Genomic DNA, 22,411 nt, shown 5'->3' on the forward strand with positions numbered 1-22,411 from the left:
AAGAGATCGGAGAGGGGATCAGCCGCCTCAGAGCGGGCGGCGGAAGCCGACGACGGCGAGCACACCGCCCACGACGGCGATGACGCCGCTGATGACCACGGCGATCAGGGCGGAGCCGGTGCCGGGCGTGTCCAGCGCGAGGGCGCGCGTCGCGTCGATCGCGTACGTCAGCGGATTGGCCTGGGCGACCGCGCTCAGCCACGCCGGCAGGTCGTCGACCGGGACGTAGGCGCTCGACGCGAACATCAGGGGGAGGATCGCGATGACGGCGAGGTTCTGCATGGGCTCCGCACGCCGCAGCCAGGTGGCCGCGGCGATGAAGGCCCACCCCAGGGTCCAGGTGATGAAGAGAGCCAGTCCGGCCGAGGCGAGGAGCTTCTCGGGGCCGCCCTGGGGAGAATAGCCGAGCACGGTGACGGCCAGCACGAGGACGATCACGATCTGGATCGCGGCGCGGACCAGGTTCGCCAGGCTACGGGCGATCAGCAGCGAGCTGGGGTGGACGGGCATGCAGCGCAGCCGGGCGACCATGCCGTTCTTGAGGTCGTCCACCACGCCGATCCCGGACTGGGTCGCGGACTGCACCGCGTTGTCCACCAGGATGGCCGGCATCACGAAGTCGAGATAGCTGATCCCCTGGGGGAAGTGGGCGGACTTGCCCATCCCGCTGAAGACCTGGGTCAGGATGAACAGGATGATCACTGGTTGGAACAGGCCGAAGAGGATCACGCCGGGATCGGTCACCAGGGCACGCAGGGACCGGCCGGTGAGCACCCGGATCTGGGTGAACATCGAGCTGCCGCCGCCCCATGCGGCCGCCGACCCCGTGGTGGAATCCGGGGTCGGCGGCGCGGTGTCGGGTGTTCCGATGAGTTGTGTGGTCATAGGGTCTCCACGATCTGCGGGATGTGCGAGGTACGTGAGCGGTTCACGGGAGTGGTGTGCGCCGCCGGGGCGGTGTGTGCCGGCCGGACGGCCGCGGGACCAGTGCGGCTCATGAGGAGGGCCGGGCGGTCCCGGCGGCCAGGGTGAGATAGACGTCGTCGAGGGTCGGCTCCCCGAAGGAGAGCTCCGCGGCCTCGATGCCCACCTGGTCCAGGGCCCTGATCACGACCGCGACGTCCTTCGAGGCCTCGATGACGATGACGATGGTGCCGTTCTCGTGGTCCATCACCGGCTCCAGGCCCGCCCGCCGCACGGCGTCGCAGGCCACCGCGGGGTCGGCCGCGGCGTCCGGGGTCACCGTCACCGTGCGCCGTCCCACCGTGGACTTGAGCTCCTCGGAGGTGCCGCTCGCGATGACCGCGCCGGCGGAGAGGACGGTGATGGAGTCCGCGAGGCGGTCCGCCTCGTCGAGGTACTGCGTCGTGAGCAGGACCGTGGTGCCCTCGGCGACGAGACCCTCGACGATCTCCCAGAGGTTCAGCCGGCTCGACGGGTCCAGACCGGTCGTCGGCTCGTCGAGGAAGATGACGTCGGGGTGGCCGACCAGGGACGCGGCCAGGTCGAGGCGCCTGCGCAGCCCGCCGGAGTAGGTGCCCGGCCGGCGGGTGGCGAACTTCTGGAGGCCGAACAGCTCCAGCAGCTCATCGGCCCTGGCCCGGGCCGAGCGAGGGTCCGCGCCGAGCAGACGGGCCAGCAGTACGAGGTTCTCCCGCCCGGTGAGCTGGGGGTCGACCGAGGCGAACTGGCCGGTCAGGCCCACCCGTTTACGCACCTCGCGCGGATCGCGCACGACGTCGAAACCGGCGACCGCGGCCCGCCCCGAGGTCGGGGGCAGAGCCGCGGTGAGGACGTTGACGAGGGTGGTCTTGCCCGCGCCGTTGTGGCCGAGCAGGGCGAGTACGGTTCCCCGGCGCGCGGAGACGCTCACCGAGTCCAGTGCGCGTAGCGAACCGAACGTCTTGCTGACGTCGGCCGCCTCGATCATGATGTCCCCGGCGGTCCGGGCGGCGGTGGGCAGGGCGAGCCCGCTCATGGCTGTTCTCCCGCAGATGAGTGTTCCGAGTGCCGCGCGGGAAGGGTTCCGGCGGCGGGGGTATCGACTGCGAGCCCCGCGCGAGGGGGTGTGCCGAGCCACTGGCCGTACACGAAGGATCCCGGGGCTCGCCCAGCTGTGGTGCGGGGCCGGCGTCGCCGGCCCTCGGGCGGGTGAGGGGGCCCGCGGGCCCCCTCACCCGCGCCGGTCACCCGACCTCGTCCATCAGGCGGAACAGTTCGTCGTCGCTGGCCGACGTCAGGTCGAGCGCGCCGTTCGAGGGCGTCTCGGCGGCGCGGCCGGCGGCCAGCGCCTTGAGCCGCGCCACCGTCTCCCCGGACACCTCCGCGCCGGAGGCGAGCAGGGACTCCAGCTCGGCGACGACGGAGGCCACGTCGCGCGCGGGCAGGTCGTCGGCCGGCGGGCGGAGCCGCTCGCGGATGAGCCGGACGACGGCCTCCGGCGTGGGGTGGTCGTACACGAGGGTGGCCGGCAGCCGTACCCCCGTGACGGCGTGGATCCGGTTGCGCAGTTCCACCGCGCTCACCGAGGTGACGCCCATCAGCTTGAACGCCTGGCCGCTCTCGTCGACCCCCGCCTCGTCACCGAGCACCGCGGAGATCTCGGCGAGGACCAGGGAGAGGATCAGCGCGTCCTGTTCGGCCGCGCCGAGGCCGGCCAGCCGGGCGGCCAGCTCCGGCGGCCCGCCGTCCGCCGCCACCTCGGCCGTCACCTCGCCCGTCACCTCGTCCGTCCGGCCCGCCTGGTCGGACGCCAGCCAGAACCGCCGGCGCTGGAAGGGGTACGTCGGCAGGGGAACCGGCCGGGCGTCGGGCAGCACCGCCCGCCAGTCGACGGGAACGCCATGGGCGTGCATCCGGGCGACCGCCGTGAGCAGAGCCTGCCGCTCGCTCTCCCCGGCGTTGAGGGCCGGCACGAGGGCGGCCCCGTAGCCGGGGTCGGCGGCCTCCAGGCACTCGTCGATCAGCGGAGTGAGGACCGGCTGGGGGCCCAGCTCCAGGAACCCGGTGATCCGGTCGTTCCGGAGCCGGTCGACCGCGTCCGTGAACCGCACGCTCTCCCGCAGGTGCCGCACCCAGTGGTCGGGATCGTGGGCGTCCTCGGGGGTCAGGTGCCGGCCGGTGAGGGTCGAGACCACCGGGATGGCGGGCGTGGAGTAGGAGAGGGTACGGGCGACGGCGCCGAACTCCTCCAGTACGGGATCCATGAGCGGGGAGTGCGCGGCACCGTTCACCGCGACCCGCCGGGTTTTGTGGCCGGCGGCGTTGAGCCGGTCCGTGAGCGCGGTCAGCGGTTCCTCGGCGCCCGCGAGCACGAGGGACCGCGGGCCGTTCACGGAGGCGATCGCCACGGGCCCCGGCGACTCGGCGAGCAGCGGAGCCACTTCGCTCTCCGAGACGCGGACCGCCACCATGACCCCGTCGGGCGGCAGCGAGTCCATCAGCACGCCCCGGGTCACCACCACGGTGCACGCGTCCTTGAGGTCGAGGCCGCCCGCCACGTGAACGGCGGCCGTCTCGCCGGCCGAGTGCCCCGCCACCCGGTCCGGGACCACGCCCCAGGACTCGAAGAGCCGGTACAGGGCGACCTGGAGGGCGAACAGGGCCGGCTGCGCGTACCTGTTCTCGTCGATGAGGGCGGCTTCCTCGGATTCCGGGTCCGCCCACATCACCGAGGTGAGCGGCCGGTCCAGCATGGTGTCCACGACGGCGCACACCTCGTGCAGCGCGGCCGCGAAGACGGGGAACGCCTCGGCCGCCTCGCGCCCCATACCGAGCCGCTGGCAGCCGCCCCCGGGGAAGACGAACGCGAGACCGCCCGGCACGGAGTGCTCGACGCTCACCCCGGACGCCCGCTTGCCTTCCCCGAACTCCTCCGCGGCGGACAGCAGTTCCGCCCGCCCGGGACCGCTGATGACGGCCCGGTGCCGGTGCAGGGGGCGCGTGGTGGCCAGCGAGTAGGCGATGTCCTGCGCGGTCAGCCCGAGGCGGGCCTGCCCGCGTTCGGCCAGCCGCTGCGCCTGGACGCGGAGCGCCGCCTGGCTGCGGGCGGACAGGATCCAGGGCGCCGCCGGCCCGGTGGCCGCCTCCGGGGTTCCGGTGGGGCCGGCTTCGGAGTCCTCCTCGGCCGGCGCCTCCTCCAGGATCGCGTGGGCGTTGGTGCCGGTGAGCCCGAACGAGGACACCCCGGCCCGGCGCGCCCGTCCGTCCGTCCGGGGCCAGGGCCGGGCCTCGTCCAGCAGCCGCACCGAACCGGCCGACCAGTCCACCCGGGACGTCGGGGCGTCCACGTGCAGGGTCCGGGGCAGCACGCCGTGCCGCATCGCCAGCACCGTCTTGATGACCCCGACGACGCCGGCGGCCGCCTGGGTGTGCCCGATGTTCGACTTCACCGAGCCCAGCCACAGGGGCCGTCCCTCGGGGCGTTCCCTGCCGTAGGTGGCCAGCAGGGCCTGGGCCTCGACGGGGTCGCCGAGCGGCGTGCCGGTGCCGTGGCCCTCCACGGCGTCGATGTCCTGGGGAGTCAGCCGGGCGTCGGCCAGGGCCTGGCGGATGACGCGCTGCTGCGAGGGGCCGCTGGGCGCGGTGAGCCCGTTGGAGGCGCCGTCCTGGTTCACGGCGGAGCCGCGTACGAGCGCCAGGACGCGGTGTCCGTTGCGGCGGGCGTCGCTGAGCCGTTCCAGCAGGAGCAGTCCCGCGCCCTCGGACCAGGCGGAGCCGTCCGCGCCGTCCGCGTAGGCCCTGGCGCGGGAGCCGGGGGACAGCGCGCGCAGCCGGGAGGAGTGGACGAAGGGGGCCGGGGAGGCCATGACGGTGACGCCGCCGGCCAGCGCGAGGGCGGACTCGCCCGACCGCAGGGAACGGCAGGCCAGGTGCAGGGCGACGAGGGAGGACGAGGAGGCGGTGTCCACCGTCAGGGCCGGGCCCTCCAGCCCGTAGGTGTACGCGATGCGCCCGGAGATCGCGCTTCCGGCGGTGCCGGTGCAGAGCATGCCTTCCAGCTCGCCCTGGGCGACGGAGAGGCCGGCGGCGTAGTCGCGGTGCGTGGCGCCGGTGAACACACCGGTGCGGGTTCCCTTCAGGCTCGTCGGGTCGATGCCCGCCCGTTCGAAGGTCTCCCAGGCCGCTTCGAGGAGCAGCCGCTGCTGCGGGTCGGTCGCCGTGGCCTCCCGGTCGGAGAGGCCGAAGAACCCCGCGTCGAAGTGGCCCGCGTCGTGCAGGAAACCGCCTTCGCGCGCGTAGGTGGTGCCGGGGCGGTCGGGGTCCTCGTCGAAGAGCCGGCCGAGGTCCCAGCCGCGGTCGGTGGGGAATTCCGACATCGTGTCGGAGCCCTCGGCGAGCAGGTCCCACAGGGCCTGGGGGGTGTCGACGCCGCCCGGCAGGCGGCACGCCATGCCGATGATCGCCACGGGTTCGGCGGAGTCCGCTCCGGCCGTCTGGGCGGCGTCCCCGCCCGTCTCCTCCTGCCCGGTGAGCGCACGGGCGACGGCCAGCGGGGTGGGGAAGTCGAAGGCCAGGGTGGTAGGGAGGGGCAGCCCGGTCTCCTCCCGCAGCAGATTGCGCAGCCGGACCGTGCGGAGGGAGTCGAGGCCGAGGCGGCGGAAGTCGGCGTCGGGGGAGAAGAGGCCGGCGGTGTCCCCGCGCCCCAGCAACCTGCCGACGCAGACGCGCACGAGCTCCAGCGCCTCTTCGGTCGAGCGGGGCGGGGCCGCGCCGGGGCGGACCGGGGCGGGCGCGGCCTCGTTCCCGGCCAGGAGCCGTTCCAGCGCCCGGCGGTCGAGCTTCCCGGCGGGGGTCAGGGGGAGCGCGCGCACGCTGACCAGCTCAAGCGGGATCTTGTGGTCGGCGACGCCCAGCCCGTGCAGGAAGGCGGTCACCTCGGTCAGGCCGATCGCGGGATCCGCGCGGTCGGTCACCACCAGGCACGGGCACTCGCCGAGCCGGGTGTCCGGGGTGCCGACCACGGCCAGCGGGCCCAGCCCGGTGAGGCCCGCGAGCAGGCCCTGCACCTCGGTGGCGCTGAACTTCCGGCCGCTCACGTTGATCAGCTCGGTCGCCCGGCCGTGGAGGAACACCAGGCCGTCGGCGCCGAGGACCGCGAGGTCGCCGGTGCGCAGCCAGCCGTCCTCGGTGAGTGCGGAGCGCGTCAGCTCCGGTTCGCGGAAGTAGCCGCGGAACAGGCCGGGGCCGCGGAACTGCAGCTCACCGGTGTCTCCCGCCGGGCACTCCGCGCCGTGCTCGTCGACGACGCGCACCCGGGAGCCGTTCACCGGCCGGCCCACGCTGCCGACGGGGTCGCCGACGCGGCTGAACGTGCCGGTGCCGGCCTCGGACATCCCCCACACCACGGCCAGGCCGCAGCCGAGGGCGGCCTCGACGTCCCCGGCGAGCGCGGGCGGAACGGGGGCCCCGGCCGTACGCACCTCGTGCGGCCGGAAGCCCGCCGCACCGTCCGGCGCGGCGAGCCGGGCGACGAGGTCGTGGAGCTGGGCCGGCACGGCGAAGACGACGCCCGGATCGTGGCGCCGCGCCAGTTCCAGGAACCTGTCCGGGTCCCAGCCGGTGAGCAGGACCTGGCCGCACGCGGCGAACAGTGCCGTGTGCATGGACTGCAGGCCGAACAGGTGGGTCAGGGGGCAGGCCGTGAGGACCGGGCGGCGGAAGGCGTCGGAGCCCTCGGCGGCGACCGCCGCGGTGTTCGACAGCAGACCGTCGTGGCTGTGCACGCAGAGCTTGGGCCGCGCCGAGGTGGTACCGGACGAGGGGACGAGCACGAGGGGCATCTCGGGGGTGACGTCCACCGGCCGGGGCGCGCAGCCCGCCCAGGTCGCCAAGAGCCCGTCGAGCGGGGTGATCCCCGGTTCCCCGGCCGCCGTCCCGAAGGCCCCGGCGACCAGTACGGACCGTAGCGACGCCACGTCCCGGAGGAACGGGCGGGCCGCTTCCGCGTCCTCGCTCCCGGCGGCCGACAGGACGAGGACGACAGGTTCCGCCCGGGCCAGCAGGGCCAGGGTGTCGGTGTCCGAGGTGCCCTGGTGCACGGGCAGCAGCACGGCTCCGACGGCCGCGACGGCCAGGTGCAGGGTCTCGAACTCCCAGCAGTTCGGCAGCCGCACCGCCACCACGTCGCCCGGTGTGACGCCCGACTCCTGCAGACCGCGCGCCAGCGCGTCGACCTCCGCCCGCCACTGCCGCCAGGTCCAGGAGCGGTCCCGGTCGACGACGGCCACCGCGTCGGGGGAGGCCGCCGCGGCGGCTTCGAAAACCTCGGGGAGCGTGAAGCCTCCCAGTACACCGGCCGTGTCGGCGGGCGGGTCTATCGCGTAGTCATCTGTGTGGACGGACACCATCACTCCAGGAACTCAAGCGCTTTCGTCGGTTGGGGGACGCGGCCGGCGGATCACCCGGGGCGTGCGTCAGTCCTCGTGCACGGTGATCGCCCGGGACGGGCAGAGGCCGCTCGCCAGCCGGGCCTTCGCCTCCTCCTCGGTGCCCGGGGCCATGAGGAGGGTGACCAGCCCGTCCTCGTCCTGGTCGAAGACCTCCGGCGCGGACAGCACGCACTGGCCCGCCCCCACGCAGCGGTCGGCGTCAACGGTGATACGCATGTTCGGTGTCTCTCCTGTGTGATCAGGCCCGCCGGGCGGCCGATCGGCACGCCCGGCGGATGGGTGGGGGGTCTGCTACCAGCGGACCGGCAGCTCGTGCAGGCCGTACAGCACGCCGTCGGTCTTGACGGCCAGGCCGTCGACGGGCACGGCGAGTTCGAGCGTGGGGATGCGTTCGAAGAGCTTCCGGTAAGCGATCTCCATCTCGATCCGCACCAGGTTCTGCCCCAGGCACTGGTGCACGCCGTAGCCGAAGGCCACGTGGTGGCGGGCGGACCGGGAGGGGTCGAACATGTGGGGGCACTCGAAGGCGTTCTCGTCGTGGTTGGCCGCGGCGACCAGGGGCACGATGCCCTCGCCCGCCTTGACGAGCTGGCCGGCGATCTCCACGTCCTCGACCGCCACCCGCAGCGACACCAGGTCGGCGACCGAGTGGAAGCGCAGCGTCTCCTCCACGGCCCGGTCGTCACCGATCCACTGAGGATTCGTCAGAAGAGTGACCACGCCGAGCCCGATGTTGTTCGCCGTGGTCTCGTGACCGGCGATGAGCAGCAGCATCAGCACGCCGGGCAGCTCGTGGGGGGCGATCGAACCGGAGGCCAGCAGCCGGCTGATCAGGTCGTCGCCGCGCCACTTCTCCTTGATGGACACCAGACGGTTGACATAGCGCAGCAGATCCTTGGCGGCGGCCGTCCGCTGCTCCTCGGTGGAGGAGCGGATGGAGATCAGGGTGCGCGTCCGGGACTCGAAGAAGTCACGGTCGCCGGGCGGCACGCCGAGCAGCGACGAGATCACCAGGGAGGGGATGGGCAGCGCGAAGTCGGCGATGAGGTCACCGGAGTCGCCCGAGGCCAGCAGGGCGTCGAGGCAGCGGTCCACCGTCTCCTCGATCGCCGGCCGCATCGCCCGGACGCGCCGGACGGTGAACTCGGGGATGAGCGCCTTGCGGAACCGGTCGTGCTCCGGGGAGTCCATCCCCACGAACCAGCCCGGGATCTGGTCCTGTTTGGGCACTCCCAGGCTCACTCCCACGTTGGGGAAGCCCTTGTGCTCGGGGTTGGAGCTGATCTTCGGATCGGTCAGCACGGCGCGTACGTCCTCGTGCCGGGTGACCAGCCAGACCCGGTCGCCGTTGGGCAGGTGGGAGAGCACCAGCCCCTCGTGCTCGCGGTAGTCGGTGTAGCCCGGTGGCGGGAAGGGCACGCCGGGCTTGCGCAGCGGAAAGTCGACCACCAAGGGGTCGGAGAGCGTCATGTTGCGGATATCCCCTCTTCGGGCGGGTCGGTCAGCTCACGCCGTAGAACGCGCGGACCTTGCCGATCACGAAGTCCTGGTCGGCGGCGGTCAGCCCGGTGTGTGTGGGCAGGTACAGCCCGTCCTCGGCGAAGACGTTCGCCTTGAGCGAGGGCCAGTCGGGGTGGAGGTACAGGGGCTGGCGGCTCATCGGCTTGAAGAAGAGCCGGGTCTCGATGGACGCGTCGGCCAGGAACGCCCGCAGTTCCTCGCGGCGTTCGGCCCGCAGGTCGTACATCCACAGCACGTCCCGGGGCGGCATCAGCGTGATGCCGGGGACGTCCGCGAGACCCTCGTCGTAGCGCTTCTCGATCGCGCGGCGCGCTTCGAGGATCTCGTCCAGCCGCTCGGTCTGCGCCAGGGCGACGGAGGCCTGCATGGCCGTCATCCGGTAGTTGTAGGCGAGCTTCTTGTGCAGGAAGTTGTGTTCCTTGGTGAAGGCCATCGCGCGCAGGTGCGCGAGCTGCCCGGCGAGCCTGGGGTCGTCGGTCAGGCAGACGCCGCCCTCGCCGGAAGTGATGATCTTGTTGGCGAAGAGCGAGAAGCAGGCGATGTCCCCGACCGGGCGGACACCGTGGGCCTCGGCGGAGTCCTCCACCACGCGCAGGTTGTACTGGTACGCGAGGTCCATGATCGCGTCCATGTCGCAGCGCCGCCCGTAGATGTGGACGGGCATGATCGCCTTCGTCCGCGGCGTGATCTTCTCCTCGATGCGGGTGACGTCGATGTTCAGGTCGTCACCGCAGTCGACGAAGACGGGCGTGGCCCCGGTGTAGGTGACCGCCCACGCGGAGGCGACCATGGTGAACTCGGGGACGATCACCTCGTCGCCCGGGCCGACGCCCAGGGCCCGCAGGGCCAGGGTGAGGGCGGCCGTCCCGGAGGAACAAGCCACGCCGTGGGCGACTCCGTTGTAGTCCGCGAAGGCGCGCTCGAAGCGCTGGACCATCGGGCCCTGGGACGAGATCCAGCCGTCCTCGACGGTCGCGGTGAGGTATTCGAGCTCTTTGCCGTCCAGGGCGGGCCTGGACACGGGGTACTTGAACGACATCGTTCTCTTCTTCTCCTCGTACGGGGGTCTCGGTGTCTCGGCTTCCGCTAGGCCAGGGCCGGGAGGCCGAGGATCAGATCGGCGGCGGACTCGCGGCCGCCCGCCGCGCGCTGCAGGGCACCGAGCCGCTCCGCTTTCTCCCGGAAGGAGGGGTTGTTCAGCACCCGCTGGAGCTTGTCGACGGCGTCGTCGACATCGAAGTCCTGGGGCCGGTCGAGGGTCAGGCTGATGCCGAAGTCCCGGCCGCGCACGGCCTGGTCGAAGCAGTCCACCCACAGCGGGCGCACCACGAGCGGCTTGCCGAAGTACACGCCTTCGTTGAAGCCGTTGCCGCCGCCGTGGGTGAAGAAGACCTTCACGTTCGGGTGGGCGAGGACATCGTGCTGGGAGGGGACCCAGCTCTCGATGCGCAGGTTGTCCGGCAGCTGCTCCTTCGGCGGCAGGAGGTGCTGCTGTTCCTTCGGGAGCTTCCACAGCACCTGGTTCCGGCCCTGGAGCCGGCGGGCGACCTCCACCATGTTCGCGACCTGGCCCCGGGTCAGCCTGGTGATCGTCCCGAACCCCGCGTAGACGACCGACGACTGGGCGTCCAGCCAGCCCGAGAGCTCCACGTCGTCCGGGGCCTCGGGCAGGGGCGGCACCATCGCGCCGACCAGCCGCATCTTCTCCGGGATGTCGAAGGGGTAGTCCAGCTCGGCGATCGAGTTGCACAGGACCAGCTCGGCCTGCTCGATCCTCCCCATCGGACCGGGCGGCGGGAGTTCGAGCGCCTTGCGCCGCCGGGCGTCCTCGGCCAGGACCTTGCCCATCTCGGGGTTGAGGAACATCGCGACGTTCCGCACCTTGAACAGCTCGTTGATGACGCGCTCCTTGAGCGTCATCCTGGCCGACAGGCCGGTGTGGGGGACGGGGAAGGTCCACGGGGTGTAGCCCTTGCCGAAGGGGGTGTACGCCGTCAGCACGTTGCTGGCCACGAACGGCACGCTCAGCACGTACGGGATCTTCCGGGAGGTGGCCAGCTCGATGGCGAAGGAACTCATACAGTCGATGACCATCAGCGCGGGGCGGACCTCGTCCACGACGGCCTCGAGACGACGGAGCTTCGCCGTGTGCGCGTCGGGCCGGTAGGAGTGCCGGACGACCGCCCGGTGGGCCTTGAAGCGTGAGGACTGGGTGACCTCGCGGTAGACCTCGTCGTCCCATGTCACGGCCGACAGTTCGGAGATGACCTCGCCCAGGGAGGCGAACTCCACCGGGGATCCCTCCGCGATCCGCTTGATCTCGTCGCGGCGCGGCTCGTCGGTGGCGAACCACAGGTCCTCGACCCCTTGGCGGGAGAGCTCGCCCGCCAGCACGAGCAGCGGATTGAGCAGGCCGCTCTCCGGAAGGCTGACGAAGAGGATCGGCCGTCGGGCGGAGTCCATGGAATCCCTTTCACGGTGGCGTACGGGGCCTGGCGGGCATGCCCCCGTGCGGGTCGGCTGGCCGCACCCATCTTTGATCTCACGCCGGGCGCCGGGAAATCCTTAGACTCCGCCCCGCCCCGGCCCCGCCTGGCCGGTTACCGCCCTCCGAGGGTGGCGCATACCGGCGGTCAGGCCCGGGATTCCGCATGCCGCAAGAGTTTGGCGAATTCTTATCGAGCCCTGGAACCGGGGGCGGGATTTTCTCATCCGCGCGTATTGCCGCGATGAATTGAGTGTTACGCGCGGGGTGTTCCGGGGTCGTAGTGATCGGCGTAGCGGAGTGTCCGACTGTTCGGTTGCCGCGGTGTCGACCGTTGCAGGTTGCGTGATGCCGCGCATGCGGAGAGTGAAAATTTGCCGCGCCTATGCTGTCAAACTCGGGCAATTTTAAGGCGTTACCCGTACCGAACCAACCGTAGTCGCGTAGCTGTGGAACCGAACACCGGAACCGCAGAATTAGGCGAATCGCCCAGGGCGTCGTTGCCCACCGGGCTTGTAGGTAACTAGTCTTCCAATTAGTTTCACCTCCCACGTGAAGTGCCACGAAAGGGTCCAAGCTCTTGCTGAAATCAGCCCCCGCGCCCATGGATTCGGCCCGGACCTCCGCTCATGACACCCCGTTAGGGCAGACAGGAGGCGTGACCGCGCGCCAGCAGCCCGATCAGCAGGGCCTGTGCATGGCGAGCCTCGACAGGGCCCTCACCATCCAGCAGGCGAACCAGGAGTTCTTCCGCCAGTTCAACGGCTCGTCCGAAGAGATATGCGGCCGCAGCATCCGTGATGTGGTGCACCCGAGCGTCCAGCAGCCGCTCATGCGCCAGTTCTCCCACCTGCTCGAAGGCAGGCACGAGCGCTTCGTCGCTCCCGTCATCGCCGTCGGTCCGGGGGAGGAGGCGGCGTTCAGCGTCCCCCTCACCGCGGTCGCGGTGCGCGGCGGCCTCCCCGACACGACGGCGATCCTGGTGATGATGCCCACGACCCGGAACACGGAAGGCGCGCGTGTGGTCACCAACCGGAAGAAGATCCTCTCCGAGATGGACGCGCGCATCCTCGAGGGCATCGCCGCCGGCGTCTCCACCATCCCGCTGGCCTCGCGTCTCTACCTCAGCCGGCAGGGCGTCGAGTACCACGTGACCTGCCTGCTGCGGAAGCTGAAGGTCCCCAACCGGGCCGCGCTGGTCTCCCGCGCCTACTCCATGGGCGTGCTCACGGTGGGAACCTGGCCGCCCAAGGTCGTCGAGGACTTCGTGAAGTGAGCGCTCCGGAGGTCCCGTTGTGCGGTGGCGGGGCGCGCCCGGGCGAAGTCCGTCCGCAAGGGCCTCGGGGAGAGGCCCGTCAGGAGCCGCGCGGCGGCAGGGCAGGCGGCAGCCCGGGCAGGCCGTCGATGCGCGCGGCGACGCGCTCCTTCTTCTCGGAGTAGCGCGTTCTTTCTCGGAGCGGCACGCCGGGGAGGCGTCGTCCTCCCGCTCGAACCGCTCGCGCACGCAGGTCGCGACCGGTTTCTCACGCCATGAACGGTACGGCGTGACCGCAGGTGTCACGGATGAGTTCGGCCGTCAGGGCAATGACGGCGCGAACCCCGTGCGAGCCCGGGCCGGCCCCCGGGAAGTGTGCGGGAATCTCCTCGAAACGTCCGTCGTCACGGACGACCGGCTCGCCCCGCCGTGCGGGGCCGGACGAGGAGCGGGGGCGTCAGCCGCCCTGGACGGCGAAGGCGCCTCCGGGGCCGAAGGCCCGGGCGGCGAAGCGTTCGCCGATGCGGCGGTGTGCGGCGGCGTCCGGGTGCAGCTGGTCGGGCAGCGGCAGTTCGGCGAAGTCCGCCTCGCCGTAGAGCTCACGGCCGTCGACGTAGTACAGGTTCGGATCGTCGGCCGCGCGCCGCGCGACGATGCGCGCGAGCTCGTCCCGGATGACGTTGAGCGTCAGCTTCCCCGCGGCCCGCTCCGCGGGGTCACCCGCGGCCTTGAACCCAAGCCTTCCCTCGTCGAGCCGGCTGAAGTCCGGGGCGCTGGGGCCCGGGGTGTCCTCGTGGATGGGACACAGGATGGGGGAGACGACCAGCAGCGGTGTGTGCGGGTGCCCGTCGCGGACGGTGTCGAGGAAGCCGTGCACCGCCGGACCGAAGGCGCGCAGGCGCATCAGATCGACGTTGACCAGGTTGATGCCGATCTTGACGCTGATCAGGTCCGCCGGGGTGTCGCGCATGGCGCGCGCGGTGAACGGGTCCAGCAGGGCGCTGCCGCCGAACCCCAGATTGATCAGCTCCGCGCCGCCGAGGGCCGCCGCCAGCGCGGGCCAGGTCGTGCTGGGGCTCGCGGCGTCGGAGCCGTGGCTGATGGAACTGCCGTGGTGGAGCCACACCCTGCGGCCGCTGTCGGGAACGGCCTCGACGGGAGCGTCGGAGCGCAGCTCGACCAGCTGGGTGATCTCGTTGTGCGGCAGCCAGATCTCGACGTCCTTCACGCCCTCGGGCAGACCCGCGAACCGGACGGTGCCGACCGGGCCGGGCCTCTCCTCCACCGACCCGGTGGTCATGTCCACCGTCCGGACGTTGCCACCGGTCACACTCGCCCGCCCGGCCAGGCGGCCGTCGACCAGCAGGTCGTACACGCCGTCAGGGCGGGGCGGGGCACCCACGTAGGCCGTCTTCGTGCGGAGCGTGTCCAGCTCGACGGCGGTGGCCCGGGTGCGGAACACCAGTCGCACACCGGAGGGCTGGGCCTCCGCCATGGCCAGCTGCCCGTCGGCACACTGCGCGCGGGCCCGGGCGGGCAGCCGGTGCGGCAGGAGCCCGTGCGCGGTGCGCTCCAGGTCGAGCGCGCCGCGCAGGAGACCGGGGGTGAGGGGAGTGACGAGAGTGGTGTCCGTTCCCGGGGGAGCGGCGGAGGCGCCGGGGACGGGGCCGTGCGGAGAATTCATGATCCCAGCCTGTCAACCGCATACCTGATCCGCACACCATTTTCCGGTGACGGCGCTCACTCCTGGTGCCGACGGCCCGGGCGGGCCGCCCGGCCGCCGTCCGCCGATCGGCGTGGCCGCCCCGGGGTACGGGCCGCGCGGCTTACGGGCGTCGGGGAGCGGAGACGGGCAGAGTGGGGACCATGTGCGGCCGATACGTTGCCACCCACAGTCCGCAGGACCTGGTCGGGCTGTTCGAGGTCACCCGCTGGAACCCGGAACACCTCCTGGAACCGAGCTGGAACGTCGCCCCGACCGACGAGGTGTGGGCGGTGCTGGAACGGCCCGACCGGACGAGCGGCGTGCTGGAACGGCAGCTGAGAGCGGTGCGGTGGGGCCTGGTGCCGTCATGGGCGAAGAACCCGGACGCCGGCGCGAAGATGATCAACGCCAGGGCGGAGACGGTGCACGAGAAGCCGGCCTACCGCCGGGCCTTCGCCAAGCGCCGCTGTCTGCTCCCGGCGGACGGCTTCTACGAGTGGCGGACCGCCCGGGCGACCGCCACGACGAAGGCCCGTAAGCGGCCGTATTTCATCAGCCCCGCGGACGGCCGGGTCATGGCGATGGCGGGGCTGTACGAGTTCTGGCGGGACCCCGCGGTGACCGGGGACGACGACCCGGCGGCGTGGCGCACCACCTGCACCGTCCTCACCACCGAGGCCACCGACGCCGCCGGCCGCGTCCACCCCCGCATGCCCCTGGCCGTCCCCCGGGCCGACTACGGAGCCTGGCTCGACCCCACGCGCCAGGACCCCGGCGAACTCCGCGCCCTCCTGGCCACCCCGGCCGAAGGCCACCTCGACGTGCGCGAGGTGAACGACGCGGTCAACAACGTCCGCAACAACGGCCCCAGGCTTCTGGACGCCCCGTCCTGATCCCGCCGCCCCGCCGGCGGCGACCGGTGCCACGCGCGGACCCCGGGCCGTGACCCCGAGCGGGCGGGATCACTTCGGCGCGGCCCCTGACGCCCCCGTGACGTCGGCCGCCCGCCCCGGGTCAGCGGGTGTCGGTGACCGGTGTCCCCAGGGCGGCGCCCAGGCGTCCCAGGACGTCCCGGGGTGTGCCGGTCTCGGGGAGGGTGGAGGCGCGGAGGCGGAGGAGGGTGGCGAGCATCTCGGCTTCTTGTTCCTGGCGGGTGGTGTAGCTGGCGCGGCCGAGGAGTCTTTGGATGAGCTGGGGGCTGAGGTCGGGCAGCAGCGCCTGGACGCCGGCGTTCTCACCGACCGCCGTACCACCCCCGCCGGCCTCCGGCTCCGTCCCGGTGACGGCGGTGGCGTCGTCTCTCGCCTTCGCGCCGGCCCGCCTCCTCGCGCCCGGAAAGGCGAAGGCGCCTCCGCTTGTGAGGATGCCGGGTGGTGGGGTGGTGGGGCGGATTCCGTGGTGGTCGAAGAGCATGTGTCCGATCTCGTGGAGGATGATGTGTTCTTGGTGGACTTGTGTGGTGCGTTGTTCGTAGAAGATGTGGTCGTCGGTGGGGGTGGCGAGCCAGAGTCCGCAGATGTTGCCGTCGGCGGCCTGGTCGGGCAGGGCGTGGAGGTGGAGGGGGCGGTCGCGGGTGCGGGAGAGTTCCCGGCAGAGGGCGTCGATGGAGAAGGGGCGCGGTAGCGTCAGCTGGTCCAGCACGGCCTGGCAGCGCCGGTGCAGTTGGGTGTACTTGGTAATCATGTGTCTCCCATAGCCTGCCGTGGAGGGAAGAAACGACCGTGCACCCCCGTGCGTCGACCGTGGACCTCTTCCCCCGTGCCGGCCCGCCTGCCCGTGGCCCGGCGGCGGCCGGCCCCGCGGACGGCGGGCCCGGCCCCCGGACCGAGGCCCCGCCCCGTGCGCTACTCCCCGACGTGGCGGGTGGTGTGGTCCGGGTCGTCCACGTGCGAGAGGTTCTGTAGTTTTCGGGCTTCGGTGACCATGGTGAGGAGGGCGTCGAGGCTGGCCGAGGAGAGCCCTTCCGCGCGCAGCGCGAGGTTGCGGATCTTGGTGTCGCGCAGTGCGGTGGCGAGGGCGAGCTGGGTGTTGACGCGTTCGCAGACCTCGTCGCTGAGGAAGTACTCCAGCGGGACGCCGAAGAACTGGGCGAGGATGTCGAGCTGCTCCAGCGTCACATTGCGCTTCTTGCCGGTGGCCAGCTCCCATAGATACGTGGCGGAGATGGCGCCGCCGGTGTTCTCGCGGATCTCCTTGGCCAGCCGGGCGTAGCCCGGGCGGGTGCGCTCGTCGGGATAGAGCGTCTCGATCAGCTGTCTCAGCCGCCGCTCCAGTTGCAGCAGCAGAGGCCTGTCGACCTCTTCGCGCGCCGACTCGGTACTGCTCATCCGTTGTCCTTCCCCACGGAGATGGAACCCACCGCGGCCGTCCGCCGGGACACCCGGAAATTCTAACTCCGGCCGCCGTGCCCCTCCCCGTGAACCGGTCACCGCGTGGCCCACGACGGGTCCGCGTCCGGTGTTCCGACGATATGTGGGGGACACCTTCACCCCTCGGGCGGGTGAGGACGAGTGGGGGACGGTGGCCGGAAAGGGCGCGGGGCCGGCGGATCCACCGCCGGACGGCCGCCGGGGCACCGCTCCGGTTTCTTACACGTTCCTGCCGTCGCTCTGCCGTGCCCGCGAAGTACGCCGGGCAACGTGGTGCCCGCACCTGAAGAACAGCTGCGAACGACCGCGGAACCGGGAAGTCCGGGGAACCCGAGGCAGAGGAGACGGCGATGACGTACAAGAGCACGGTGCGGCGAGCGGGGCTGGCTGTGAGCATGACGGCGGTGATGGCCTCGGCGCTGCCGACGGCGACCGCCACCGCCTCCCCCTCGCCCGCGAGCGGTCCCACCACCGCGGTGGCACCCGCCTGGTGCCCGGCGGTGGACGGGCACCAGGTCGACTGCGGCGGGCTGGACCGCCCGCTCGTCGTGGGGAAGCCGGAGCTCGGCGAGGTCGAGGTGAGTTACGCGGTGGTACGCCACAGCGCGCCCGGTCCCGCCAAGGGCACCGTCGCCGTCAATCCGGGCGGCCCGGGCGAGACCTCGATCGACAAGGCCGAGGCGTTCGCCTGGGGTCTGGAGGGGCTGCTTAAGGACCACGACCTGCTGCTCGTCGACCCGCGCGGCACCGGGGCGTCGGAGCCGGTCCCGTGCGGGGTCACCGACGCCGAGTACCGCTTCGGCACACGGGCGCGGCAGCGGGCCGCGGTCGAACGGTGCGGGAAGAACCTCGGGCCCAAGGCCGCCGGATACACCTCGGTGGCCACCGCCGACGACATCGACGCGATCCGCGCGCACCTCGGCGTACAGAAGCTCAGCCTGTACGGGCTGTCCTACGGCACGTACCTGATGCCGGTGTACGCCTCCCGCCACCCCGAGCACGTACGCAACATCGTGCTGTCCGGCGCCTTCCCCCTCGCCCTCGACCCGCTGGCCCGGCCCAGCGCCCAGGCGGTCTCGCTGAGCCTGCGCCGGGTGTGCGCGCGCAGCGTCCCCGTCGCCTGCGACGGCGAGCAGGCCGTGAAGGACCTCGCCACCACGGCCGCGCGGCTGCGCGCAGAGCCCATGACGGTGCCGATCACCACCGATCACGGCGTCTACAAGAAGCGGTTCACCGAGGACAAGCTCGCCAACCTGGCGTTCGAGGCGGCCAGCAGCCAAGTCGGTTTCGAACCGGACGAGCCCTCGCCGCTCGGTCGGCTGCCCCACGTACTCGATCGCTTCGTGAAGGGCGACTCCGCGCCGCTGCGGAAACTGGTCCAGGAGGAGGGGAGGACGGGCAGCACGGTGGACCAGGCGCCGTACATCGCCGTCACCTGCAACGACTACCGTAAGGCATGGTCGAAGGACGCGTCACGGTCCGCCCGGTGGCGCCAGTACGACGCGGCGCTGGCCGCCGTACGGCCCGGTGAGCACGGGGCGTTCAGCGCCAAGGGCTTCACCGAGGGCACCACGGACGCCGGCGACGTCTGCATCGGCTGGCCGCGGGAGAACACCCCCGGCCCGCAGCCCACGAAGCCCGCGCTGCCCGACGTCCCGGTCCTCGTGCTCTCCGGCGACCTCGACGCCAACACCCCTGACGCGAGCGGGAAGAAGGCCGCCGCGCAGTTCCGCGACAGCCGGTTCCTCTCGGTCCGCAACATGGGGCACGTGCCCGAGCTGGAGCGGAGCCGCTGCGTCACCGGAGTCTCCACGCACTTCCTCCGCACCGGCGAGCCGGGCGACACCTCCTGCCTGCGTGCCCTCCCGCCGATCACCGTCACCCCCGTACGCGGCTGACGGGCCGGTGCCGTGACCCCTTCCGCCGCCTTCCGCCCGCGACGAAGATGATCACATGACCGATGAAACGGGACACCGCCGGACGGTGCTGGTCGTCGAGGACGACCCGGGCGTGCGCAGCACCCTGGACCAGTTGCTGCGCTTCGAGGGCTACCGGGTGCTGACGGCCTCCGACGGCCTGGAGGCCCTCGGCCTCCTGGAACGGGAGCGGCCCGACCTGGCCGTGGTGGACGTGGTCATGCCGGGCCTCGACGGCCTCGGCCTGTGCCGCATGCTGCGCCGGCGCGGCGACCGGCTGCCCGTCCTGGTCCTGACGGCCCGGCACGAGGTCGGCGACCGGGTCGCGGGGCTCGACGCGGGCGCCGACGACTACCTGGCCAAGCCGTTCGCGACCGAGGAACTCTTCGCCCGCGTACGCGCGCTGCTGCGGCGCACCGAGCTGCCCGACGGCAGCGGGGCCCTGACGGCCGCCGACCTCACCCTGGACCCCGCGTCCCGGCGGGTGTCCCGCGGGGAACGGCCGCTGGACCTGACGAAGACCGAGTTCGACGTGCTGGAACTGCTGCTGCGCCACGTCGGCGTGGTCCTCGGCCGCTCGCAGATGTACGAGCGCATCTGGGGCTTCGACTTCGACACCACCTCCCGCTCCCTGGACGTCTACATCGGCTACCTGCGCCAGAAGACCGAGCAGGCCGGCGAGCCCCGTCTGATCCACACCGTCCGCAACGTCGGCTACACGATCCGGCCCGTCTGATGCTCCGCACCCCGACGCTCCGTACGAAGGCCACCGTCGTCGTCGCCGCGGCCGCCGCGCTCGCCATCTCCCTCGCCGCCTTCCTGTCGTACCGGGGCGTCAGCGACCTGGTCGCCGACGAGCTCGAGCGGGGCCTCGACGACCGTACGCACACCGTCGCCACCCTCCTCGACGCCGGTCTGACCCCGCCCACCCGGCCGGACACGATCGAGCAGGTCGTGTCCGAGCGAGGCGAGGTGAGGCCGCTGGCACCCGGCCGCGACACCCTGCCGGTCCGGCCGGACGCGCTGCGCGTGGCCCGGACGGGGAAGGGGGAGAGCCGCGCGGACGTCGTCGTCTCGGGCACCGAGTACGGCACCCTGACCAGGCCCCTGCCCGGCGGCGGGGCCGTCATGGTCGGCCAGAGCTACGGGGGCGCCGCGCGCGTCGACGACCGGTCCCTGTGGCGGATCGCCTGGACCACCGCGGCCGCCGTCGCCTTCGCCGCGCTCCTCGGCTGGCTCGCCCTGGGGCGGATCCTGCGGCCCGTGCGCCGGCTGGTCGCCGCCACCCGGCGCATCACCACCACACAGGACCTCACCACACCGCTGCCGCCCGCCGGATCCGACGAGATCGGCCAGCTGACGCACAGCTTCGGGCACATGCTCGCCGCGCTGCGCCGCTCCCGCGCCCAGCAGCAGCAACTGGTCCAGGACGCCGGCCACGAACTGCGGACACCGCTCACCTCCGTGCGCGGGAGCGCCGAGCTGCTCCAGCGGGCGCGCGGCAGGCTCGCCCCCGAGGACGAGGAGCAGATCCTCACCACCCTGGTCACCGAGACCGCCGCTCTCGACGACCTGGTGCGCGAGCTCGTCGAGCTGGCCACCGACCGCCGTACGGAGGAGGAGCCCGAGGCCGTCCACCTGGCCGCCGCCGCGGAGGACGGCGCGCGGCGCTGCCGCCTGCGGACCGGTCGTGTCGTCCTCGTCGTCGAAGACGACACGAACCCACCATCGCCCGTGCTCGCCCGGCCGCGCGCGCTCCAGCGGTGCGTCGACAACCTGCTGAGCAACGCGGTGAAGTTCAGCCCCGAGGGCACCCCGGTCGTCGTGCGGGTCGGAGGCGGCGGACTGGCCGTGAGGGACCAGGGGCCGGGGATCGCGCCCGGTGAGCGGCACGCCGTCTTCGACCGCTTCTACCGCGGCCCCCGGACCCAGGCGACACCCGGCTCCGGCCTCGGTCTGGCCATCGTGCACGACATCATCGCGGCCGACGCGGGAACCGTCTTCGCCACCACGGCGGACGGCGGCGGCGCGGAGGTCGGCTTCGACCTCCCGCTCCACGGCCAGGACGGGCCGGAGCGGCCGGCCGCACGGAAGCGCTACCCGAGGACGCCCTGAACCGGAGGCGCCCCCGGACCGGCCCGCCCCGTCCGGGCGGCGTCAACGGCCGCCGCGACCGGGCCCGTCCTGGCCGTGGGCGCGCATGTGCGGGACGGTCCATCCGTCGGTGTCGTAGTCGGACATGCACTTGTCGACGAAGTCGCACAGCTCGTCGCGGAGTCCCGTGCGGGACGCGAACTGGAAGGTCTCGAAACGGGTGACCTCGGGGTTGGCGGCGTGGAGGTTCTCGTAGAGCTCGTGGCGGCTCGCGAACTCACTGCCGACGCTGTCCCACACCAGCTTCATCAGTTTGACGCGCTGCTCCGCCCCGATCCCGTTGGCGCCCCGCATATAGGTGTCCAGGTGGGGGCGGAGCTCGGGGGCGCGGAAGTCGTCGGCGTGCGAGGCGAGGCTGATGAGGGGGCTGGCGACGAGGCGTCCGATGAGTTCCTTGACGGTCCGGTAGGCGGTCGGGGCCAGCACACGATAGGCGAAGCAGGGGTGCAGATGGGGGTGGACGTACCCCTCCGTCCAGGGCTCGGTCTGCTCGGTCATGGCGGTCACCAGGGCGTGGACGGTGTGCCGCCAGGCCAGTGCCTCGCCGACGCCGGACTGCACGCCGAGGTGGACGTCGCTGCCGTTGCTGTGGACGGCCTTCAGGAGCAGGCCGCACAGGAAGTCGAGCTTGACCGCCATCCGGACGGCGCTGTGGAAGAGGAACCGGGGCAGGAACCCGCTCCGGTGGGCGAATCCGCCGGCGCGGTCGACATCGCGGTGGATCAGTACGTGCGACCAGGGGATAAGGGCGCGGTCGAAGACGAGGAGGGCGTCGTTCTCGTCGAACCGGCTGGACAGCGGATAGTCGAAGGGGCTGCCCGCCCGGTGCGCCTGGTTCTCGTAGCTGGGACGGCAGATGATCTTGAGGCCGGGGGTGTTCATCGGCGCGATGAAGGAGACGGCCTGCGCCGGGTCCTCCGGGGCCGGGCCGGTGTGGCCGACGAACGCGTACTGGGTGAGCGCCGCCCCGGTGGCCACCCCCTTCGCCCCGCTGACGACGATCCCGGCGTCCGTCTCGTCCACGGCCCGGACACAGATGCCGGCGCCCTGCTCGGCGGAGACATGGCGGCTCACCGGAGGGTTGACGAGGGCGTGGCTCAGGAAGAGGACCTTGTTCTGGGCGCGCTCGTACCAGTCGCGGGCGTTGGCCGCGAAGGGGGCGTAGTACTCCGGGTCGCCTCCCAGCGTGGCGAGGAAGGACGCCTTGTAGTCCGGGGTCCGGCCCATCCAGCCGTAGGTCATCCGCTGCCAGGCCGCGATGGCGTCCCGCGCGGCACGCAGGTCCGCCGAATCGCGCGGGGCCCGGAAGAACGGGTGGGTGAAGGCGCCGCCCGAGTCGGTGTCCGTGGTGAGCACGCCCTGCGAGGAGGGGTCGTGCAGGGCGTCGTAGAGCCAGGCGAGGGACCGGGAGCTGTTCCGGAACGCCGGGTGCGCGGTGACGTCCCCGGCCCGCTCGCCGTAGATCCACACCTCGCGGCCGTCGCGCAGGCTCTCCAGATACTCCTCGCCGGTCATCGGCCGGTCGGGGGTGCGACGGCCGGTGTCCGGCCGCGGGGCTGTCGCACTGCTCACGTGCTGATCGGGCATGACGCTCCTCTTGCCGGTCGTTCTGCCG

General features: G+C 72.2%; 16 protein-coding genes. 5 read left to right on the forward strand and 11 right to left on the reverse strand.

Features of this window, described 5'->3' with window-relative positions; translation table 11 throughout:
* Positions 1-27 precede the first annotated feature (27 nt).
* The 7 genes from LUZ64_RS26200 to LUZ64_RS26230 all read right to left on the reverse strand — a co-directional run bounded on the left by LUZ64_RS26200 (position 28) and on the right by LUZ64_RS26230 (position 11,375).
* A complete protein-coding gene (locus tag LUZ64_RS26200; RefSeq protein WP_095581681.1) occupies positions 28-885 on the reverse strand; it encodes an ABC transporter permease in 858 nt (285 codons plus the stop codon).
* A 109-nt stretch (positions 886-994) separates the two neighbouring features.
* On the reverse strand, positions 995-1,978 hold the full coding sequence (locus tag LUZ64_RS26205; RefSeq protein WP_232398854.1) for an ATP-binding cassette domain-containing protein: 984 nt from the start codon (positions 1,976-1,978) through the stop codon (positions 995-997).
* 208 nt (positions 1,979-2,186) lie between these two features.
* Positions 2,187-7,349, reverse strand: a complete 5,163-nt coding sequence (locus tag LUZ64_RS26210) for a type I polyketide synthase (RefSeq protein WP_232398856.1) — start codon at positions 7,347-7,349, stop codon at positions 2,187-2,189.
* 66 nt (positions 7,350-7,415) lie between these two features.
* The gene (locus LUZ64_RS26215) at positions 7,416-7,607 is read right to left on the reverse strand and encodes a ferredoxin (RefSeq protein ID WP_095583125.1); all 192 of its coding nucleotides are present in this window, start codon (positions 7,605-7,607) and stop codon (positions 7,416-7,418) included.
* Positions 7,608-7,682: 75 nt separating this feature from the next.
* The gene (locus LUZ64_RS26220; RefSeq protein ID WP_095583124.1) at positions 7,683-8,861 is read right to left on the reverse strand and encodes a cytochrome P450; all 1,179 of its coding nucleotides are present in this window, start codon (positions 8,859-8,861) and stop codon (positions 7,683-7,685) included.
* A gap of 31 nt (positions 8,862-8,892) precedes the next feature.
* On the reverse strand, positions 8,893-9,951 hold the full coding sequence (locus LUZ64_RS26225) for a DegT/DnrJ/EryC1/StrS family aminotransferase (RefSeq protein WP_095583123.1): 1,059 nt from the start codon (positions 9,949-9,951) through the stop codon (positions 8,893-8,895).
* Between the two features lie 47 nt (positions 9,952-9,998).
* On the reverse strand, positions 9,999-11,375 hold the full coding sequence (locus LUZ64_RS26230; protein ID WP_095583122.1) for a glycosyltransferase: 1,377 nt from the start codon (positions 11,373-11,375) through the stop codon (positions 9,999-10,001).
* 680 nt (positions 11,376-12,055) lie between these two features.
* On the opposite strand from LUZ64_RS26230, the gene LUZ64_RS26235 reads away from it, so the two are divergent.
* A complete protein-coding gene (locus tag LUZ64_RS26235) occupies positions 12,056-12,673 on the forward strand; it encodes a LuxR C-terminal-related transcriptional regulator (protein ID WP_267897197.1) in 618 nt (205 codons plus the stop codon).
* A gap of 436 nt (positions 12,674-13,109) precedes the next feature.
* Here LUZ64_RS26235 and LUZ64_RS26240 read toward each other — a convergent pair whose 3' ends face one another.
* Positions 13,110-14,336: a GDSL-type esterase/lipase family protein gene (locus LUZ64_RS26240; RefSeq protein WP_095583120.1), complete on the reverse strand. Its 1,227-nt coding sequence runs from the start codon at positions 14,334-14,336 to the stop codon at positions 13,110-13,112.
* A gap of 182 nt (positions 14,337-14,518) precedes the next feature.
* Here LUZ64_RS26240 and LUZ64_RS26245 point away from each other — a divergent pair, with 182 nt between their 5' ends.
* A complete protein-coding gene (locus tag LUZ64_RS26245; RefSeq protein WP_095583119.1) occupies positions 14,519-15,250 on the forward strand; it encodes an SOS response-associated peptidase in 732 nt (243 codons plus the stop codon).
* Positions 15,251-15,371: 121 nt separating this feature from the next.
* Here the strand turns inward: LUZ64_RS26245 and LUZ64_RS26250 are convergent, their stop codons facing one another.
* Entirely contained in the window at positions 15,372-16,040 is a 669-nt protein-coding gene (locus LUZ64_RS26250; RefSeq protein WP_232398858.1) for a hypothetical protein, read from the reverse strand.
* A gap of 161 nt (positions 16,041-16,201) precedes the next feature.
* Positions 16,202-16,684 carry a hypothetical protein gene (locus LUZ64_RS26255; RefSeq protein WP_232398860.1) on the reverse strand — a complete coding sequence of 161 codons (483 nt, stop codon included), beginning with the start codon at positions 16,682-16,684 and terminating at the stop codon, positions 16,202-16,204.
* Positions 16,685-17,076: 392 nt separating this feature from the next.
* Here LUZ64_RS26255 and LUZ64_RS26260 point away from each other — a divergent pair, with 392 nt between their 5' ends.
* The 3 genes from LUZ64_RS26260 to LUZ64_RS26270 are packed head-to-tail and all read left to right on the forward strand — an operon-like array spanning position 17,077 to position 20,757.
* The gene (locus tag LUZ64_RS26260) at positions 17,077-18,624 is read left to right on the forward strand and encodes an alpha/beta fold hydrolase (RefSeq protein ID WP_095579249.1); all 1,548 of its coding nucleotides are present in this window, start codon (positions 17,077-17,079) and stop codon (positions 18,622-18,624) included.
* Positions 18,625-18,679: 55 nt separating this feature from the next.
* Positions 18,680-19,378, forward strand: coding sequence for a response regulator transcription factor (locus LUZ64_RS26265; RefSeq protein ID WP_095579250.1), 699 nt, complete (start codon positions 18,680-18,682; stop codon positions 19,376-19,378).
* Entirely contained in the window at positions 19,378-20,757 is a 1,380-nt protein-coding gene (locus LUZ64_RS26270; RefSeq protein ID WP_095579251.1) for a sensor histidine kinase, read from the forward strand. Before LUZ64_RS26265 ends, LUZ64_RS26270 begins: the two co-directional genes overlap by 1 nt.
* 42 nt (positions 20,758-20,799) lie before the next feature.
* Here LUZ64_RS26270 and LUZ64_RS26275 read toward each other — a convergent pair whose 3' ends face one another.
* The gene (locus LUZ64_RS26275; RefSeq protein ID WP_095579252.1) at positions 20,800-22,383 is read right to left on the reverse strand and encodes a 4-hydroxyphenylacetate 3-hydroxylase family protein; all 1,584 of its coding nucleotides are present in this window, start codon (positions 22,381-22,383) and stop codon (positions 20,800-20,802) included.
* Positions 22,384-22,411: the final 28 nt, after the last annotated feature.

The sequence above is a fragment of the Streptomyces albireticuli genome, from assembly GCF_021228125.1.
Classification (GTDB): domain Bacteria; phylum Actinomycetota; class Actinomycetes; order Streptomycetales; family Streptomycetaceae; genus Streptomyces; species Streptomyces albireticuli.

Coding starts and splice junctions, on each gene's coding strand:
- LUZ64_RS26200 (WP_095581681.1), bottom strand. CDS start 885: ATGACCACACAACTCATCGGAACACCCGACACCGCGCCGCCGACCCCG.
- LUZ64_RS26205 (WP_232398854.1), bottom strand. CDS start 1,978: ATGAGCGGGCTCGCCCTGCCCACCGCCGCCCGGACCGCCGGGGACATC.
- LUZ64_RS26210 (WP_232398856.1), bottom strand. CDS start 7,349: ATGGTGTCCGTCCACACAGATGACTACGCGATAGACCCGCCCGCCGAC.
- LUZ64_RS26215 (WP_095583125.1), bottom strand. CDS start 7,607: ATGCGTATCACCGTTGACGCCGACCGCTGCGTGGGGGCGGGCCAGTGC.
- LUZ64_RS26220 (WP_095583124.1), bottom strand. CDS start 8,861: ATGACGCTCTCCGACCCCTTGGTGGTCGACTTTCCGCTGCGCAAGCCC.
- LUZ64_RS26225 (WP_095583123.1), bottom strand. CDS start 9,951: ATGTCGTTCAAGTACCCCGTGTCCAGGCCCGCCCTGGACGGCAAAGAG.
- LUZ64_RS26230 (WP_095583122.1), bottom strand. CDS start 11,375: ATGGACTCCGCCCGACGGCCGATCCTCTTCGTCAGCCTTCCGGAGAGC.
- LUZ64_RS26240 (WP_095583120.1), bottom strand. CDS start 14,336: ATGAATTCTCCGCACGGCCCCGTCCCCGGCGCCTCCGCCGCTCCCCCG.
- LUZ64_RS26245 (WP_095583119.1), top strand. CDS start 14,519: ATGTGCGGCCGATACGTTGCCACCCACAGTCCGCAGGACCTGGTCGGG.
- LUZ64_RS26250 (WP_232398858.1), bottom strand. CDS start 16,040: ATGATTACCAAGTACACCCAACTGCACCGGCGCTGCCAGGCCGTGCTG.
- LUZ64_RS26255 (WP_232398860.1), bottom strand. CDS start 16,684: ATGAGCAGTACCGAGTCGGCGCGCGAAGAGGTCGACAGGCCTCTGCTG.
- LUZ64_RS26260 (WP_095579249.1), top strand. CDS start 17,077: ATGACGTACAAGAGCACGGTGCGGCGAGCGGGGCTGGCTGTGAGCATG.
- LUZ64_RS26265 (WP_095579250.1), top strand. CDS start 18,680: ATGACCGATGAAACGGGACACCGCCGGACGGTGCTGGTCGTCGAGGAC.
- LUZ64_RS26270 (WP_095579251.1), top strand. CDS start 19,378: ATGCTCCGCACCCCGACGCTCCGTACGAAGGCCACCGTCGTCGTCGCC.
- LUZ64_RS26275 (WP_095579252.1), bottom strand. CDS start 22,383: ATGCCCGATCAGCACGTGAGCAGTGCGACAGCCCCGCGGCCGGACACC.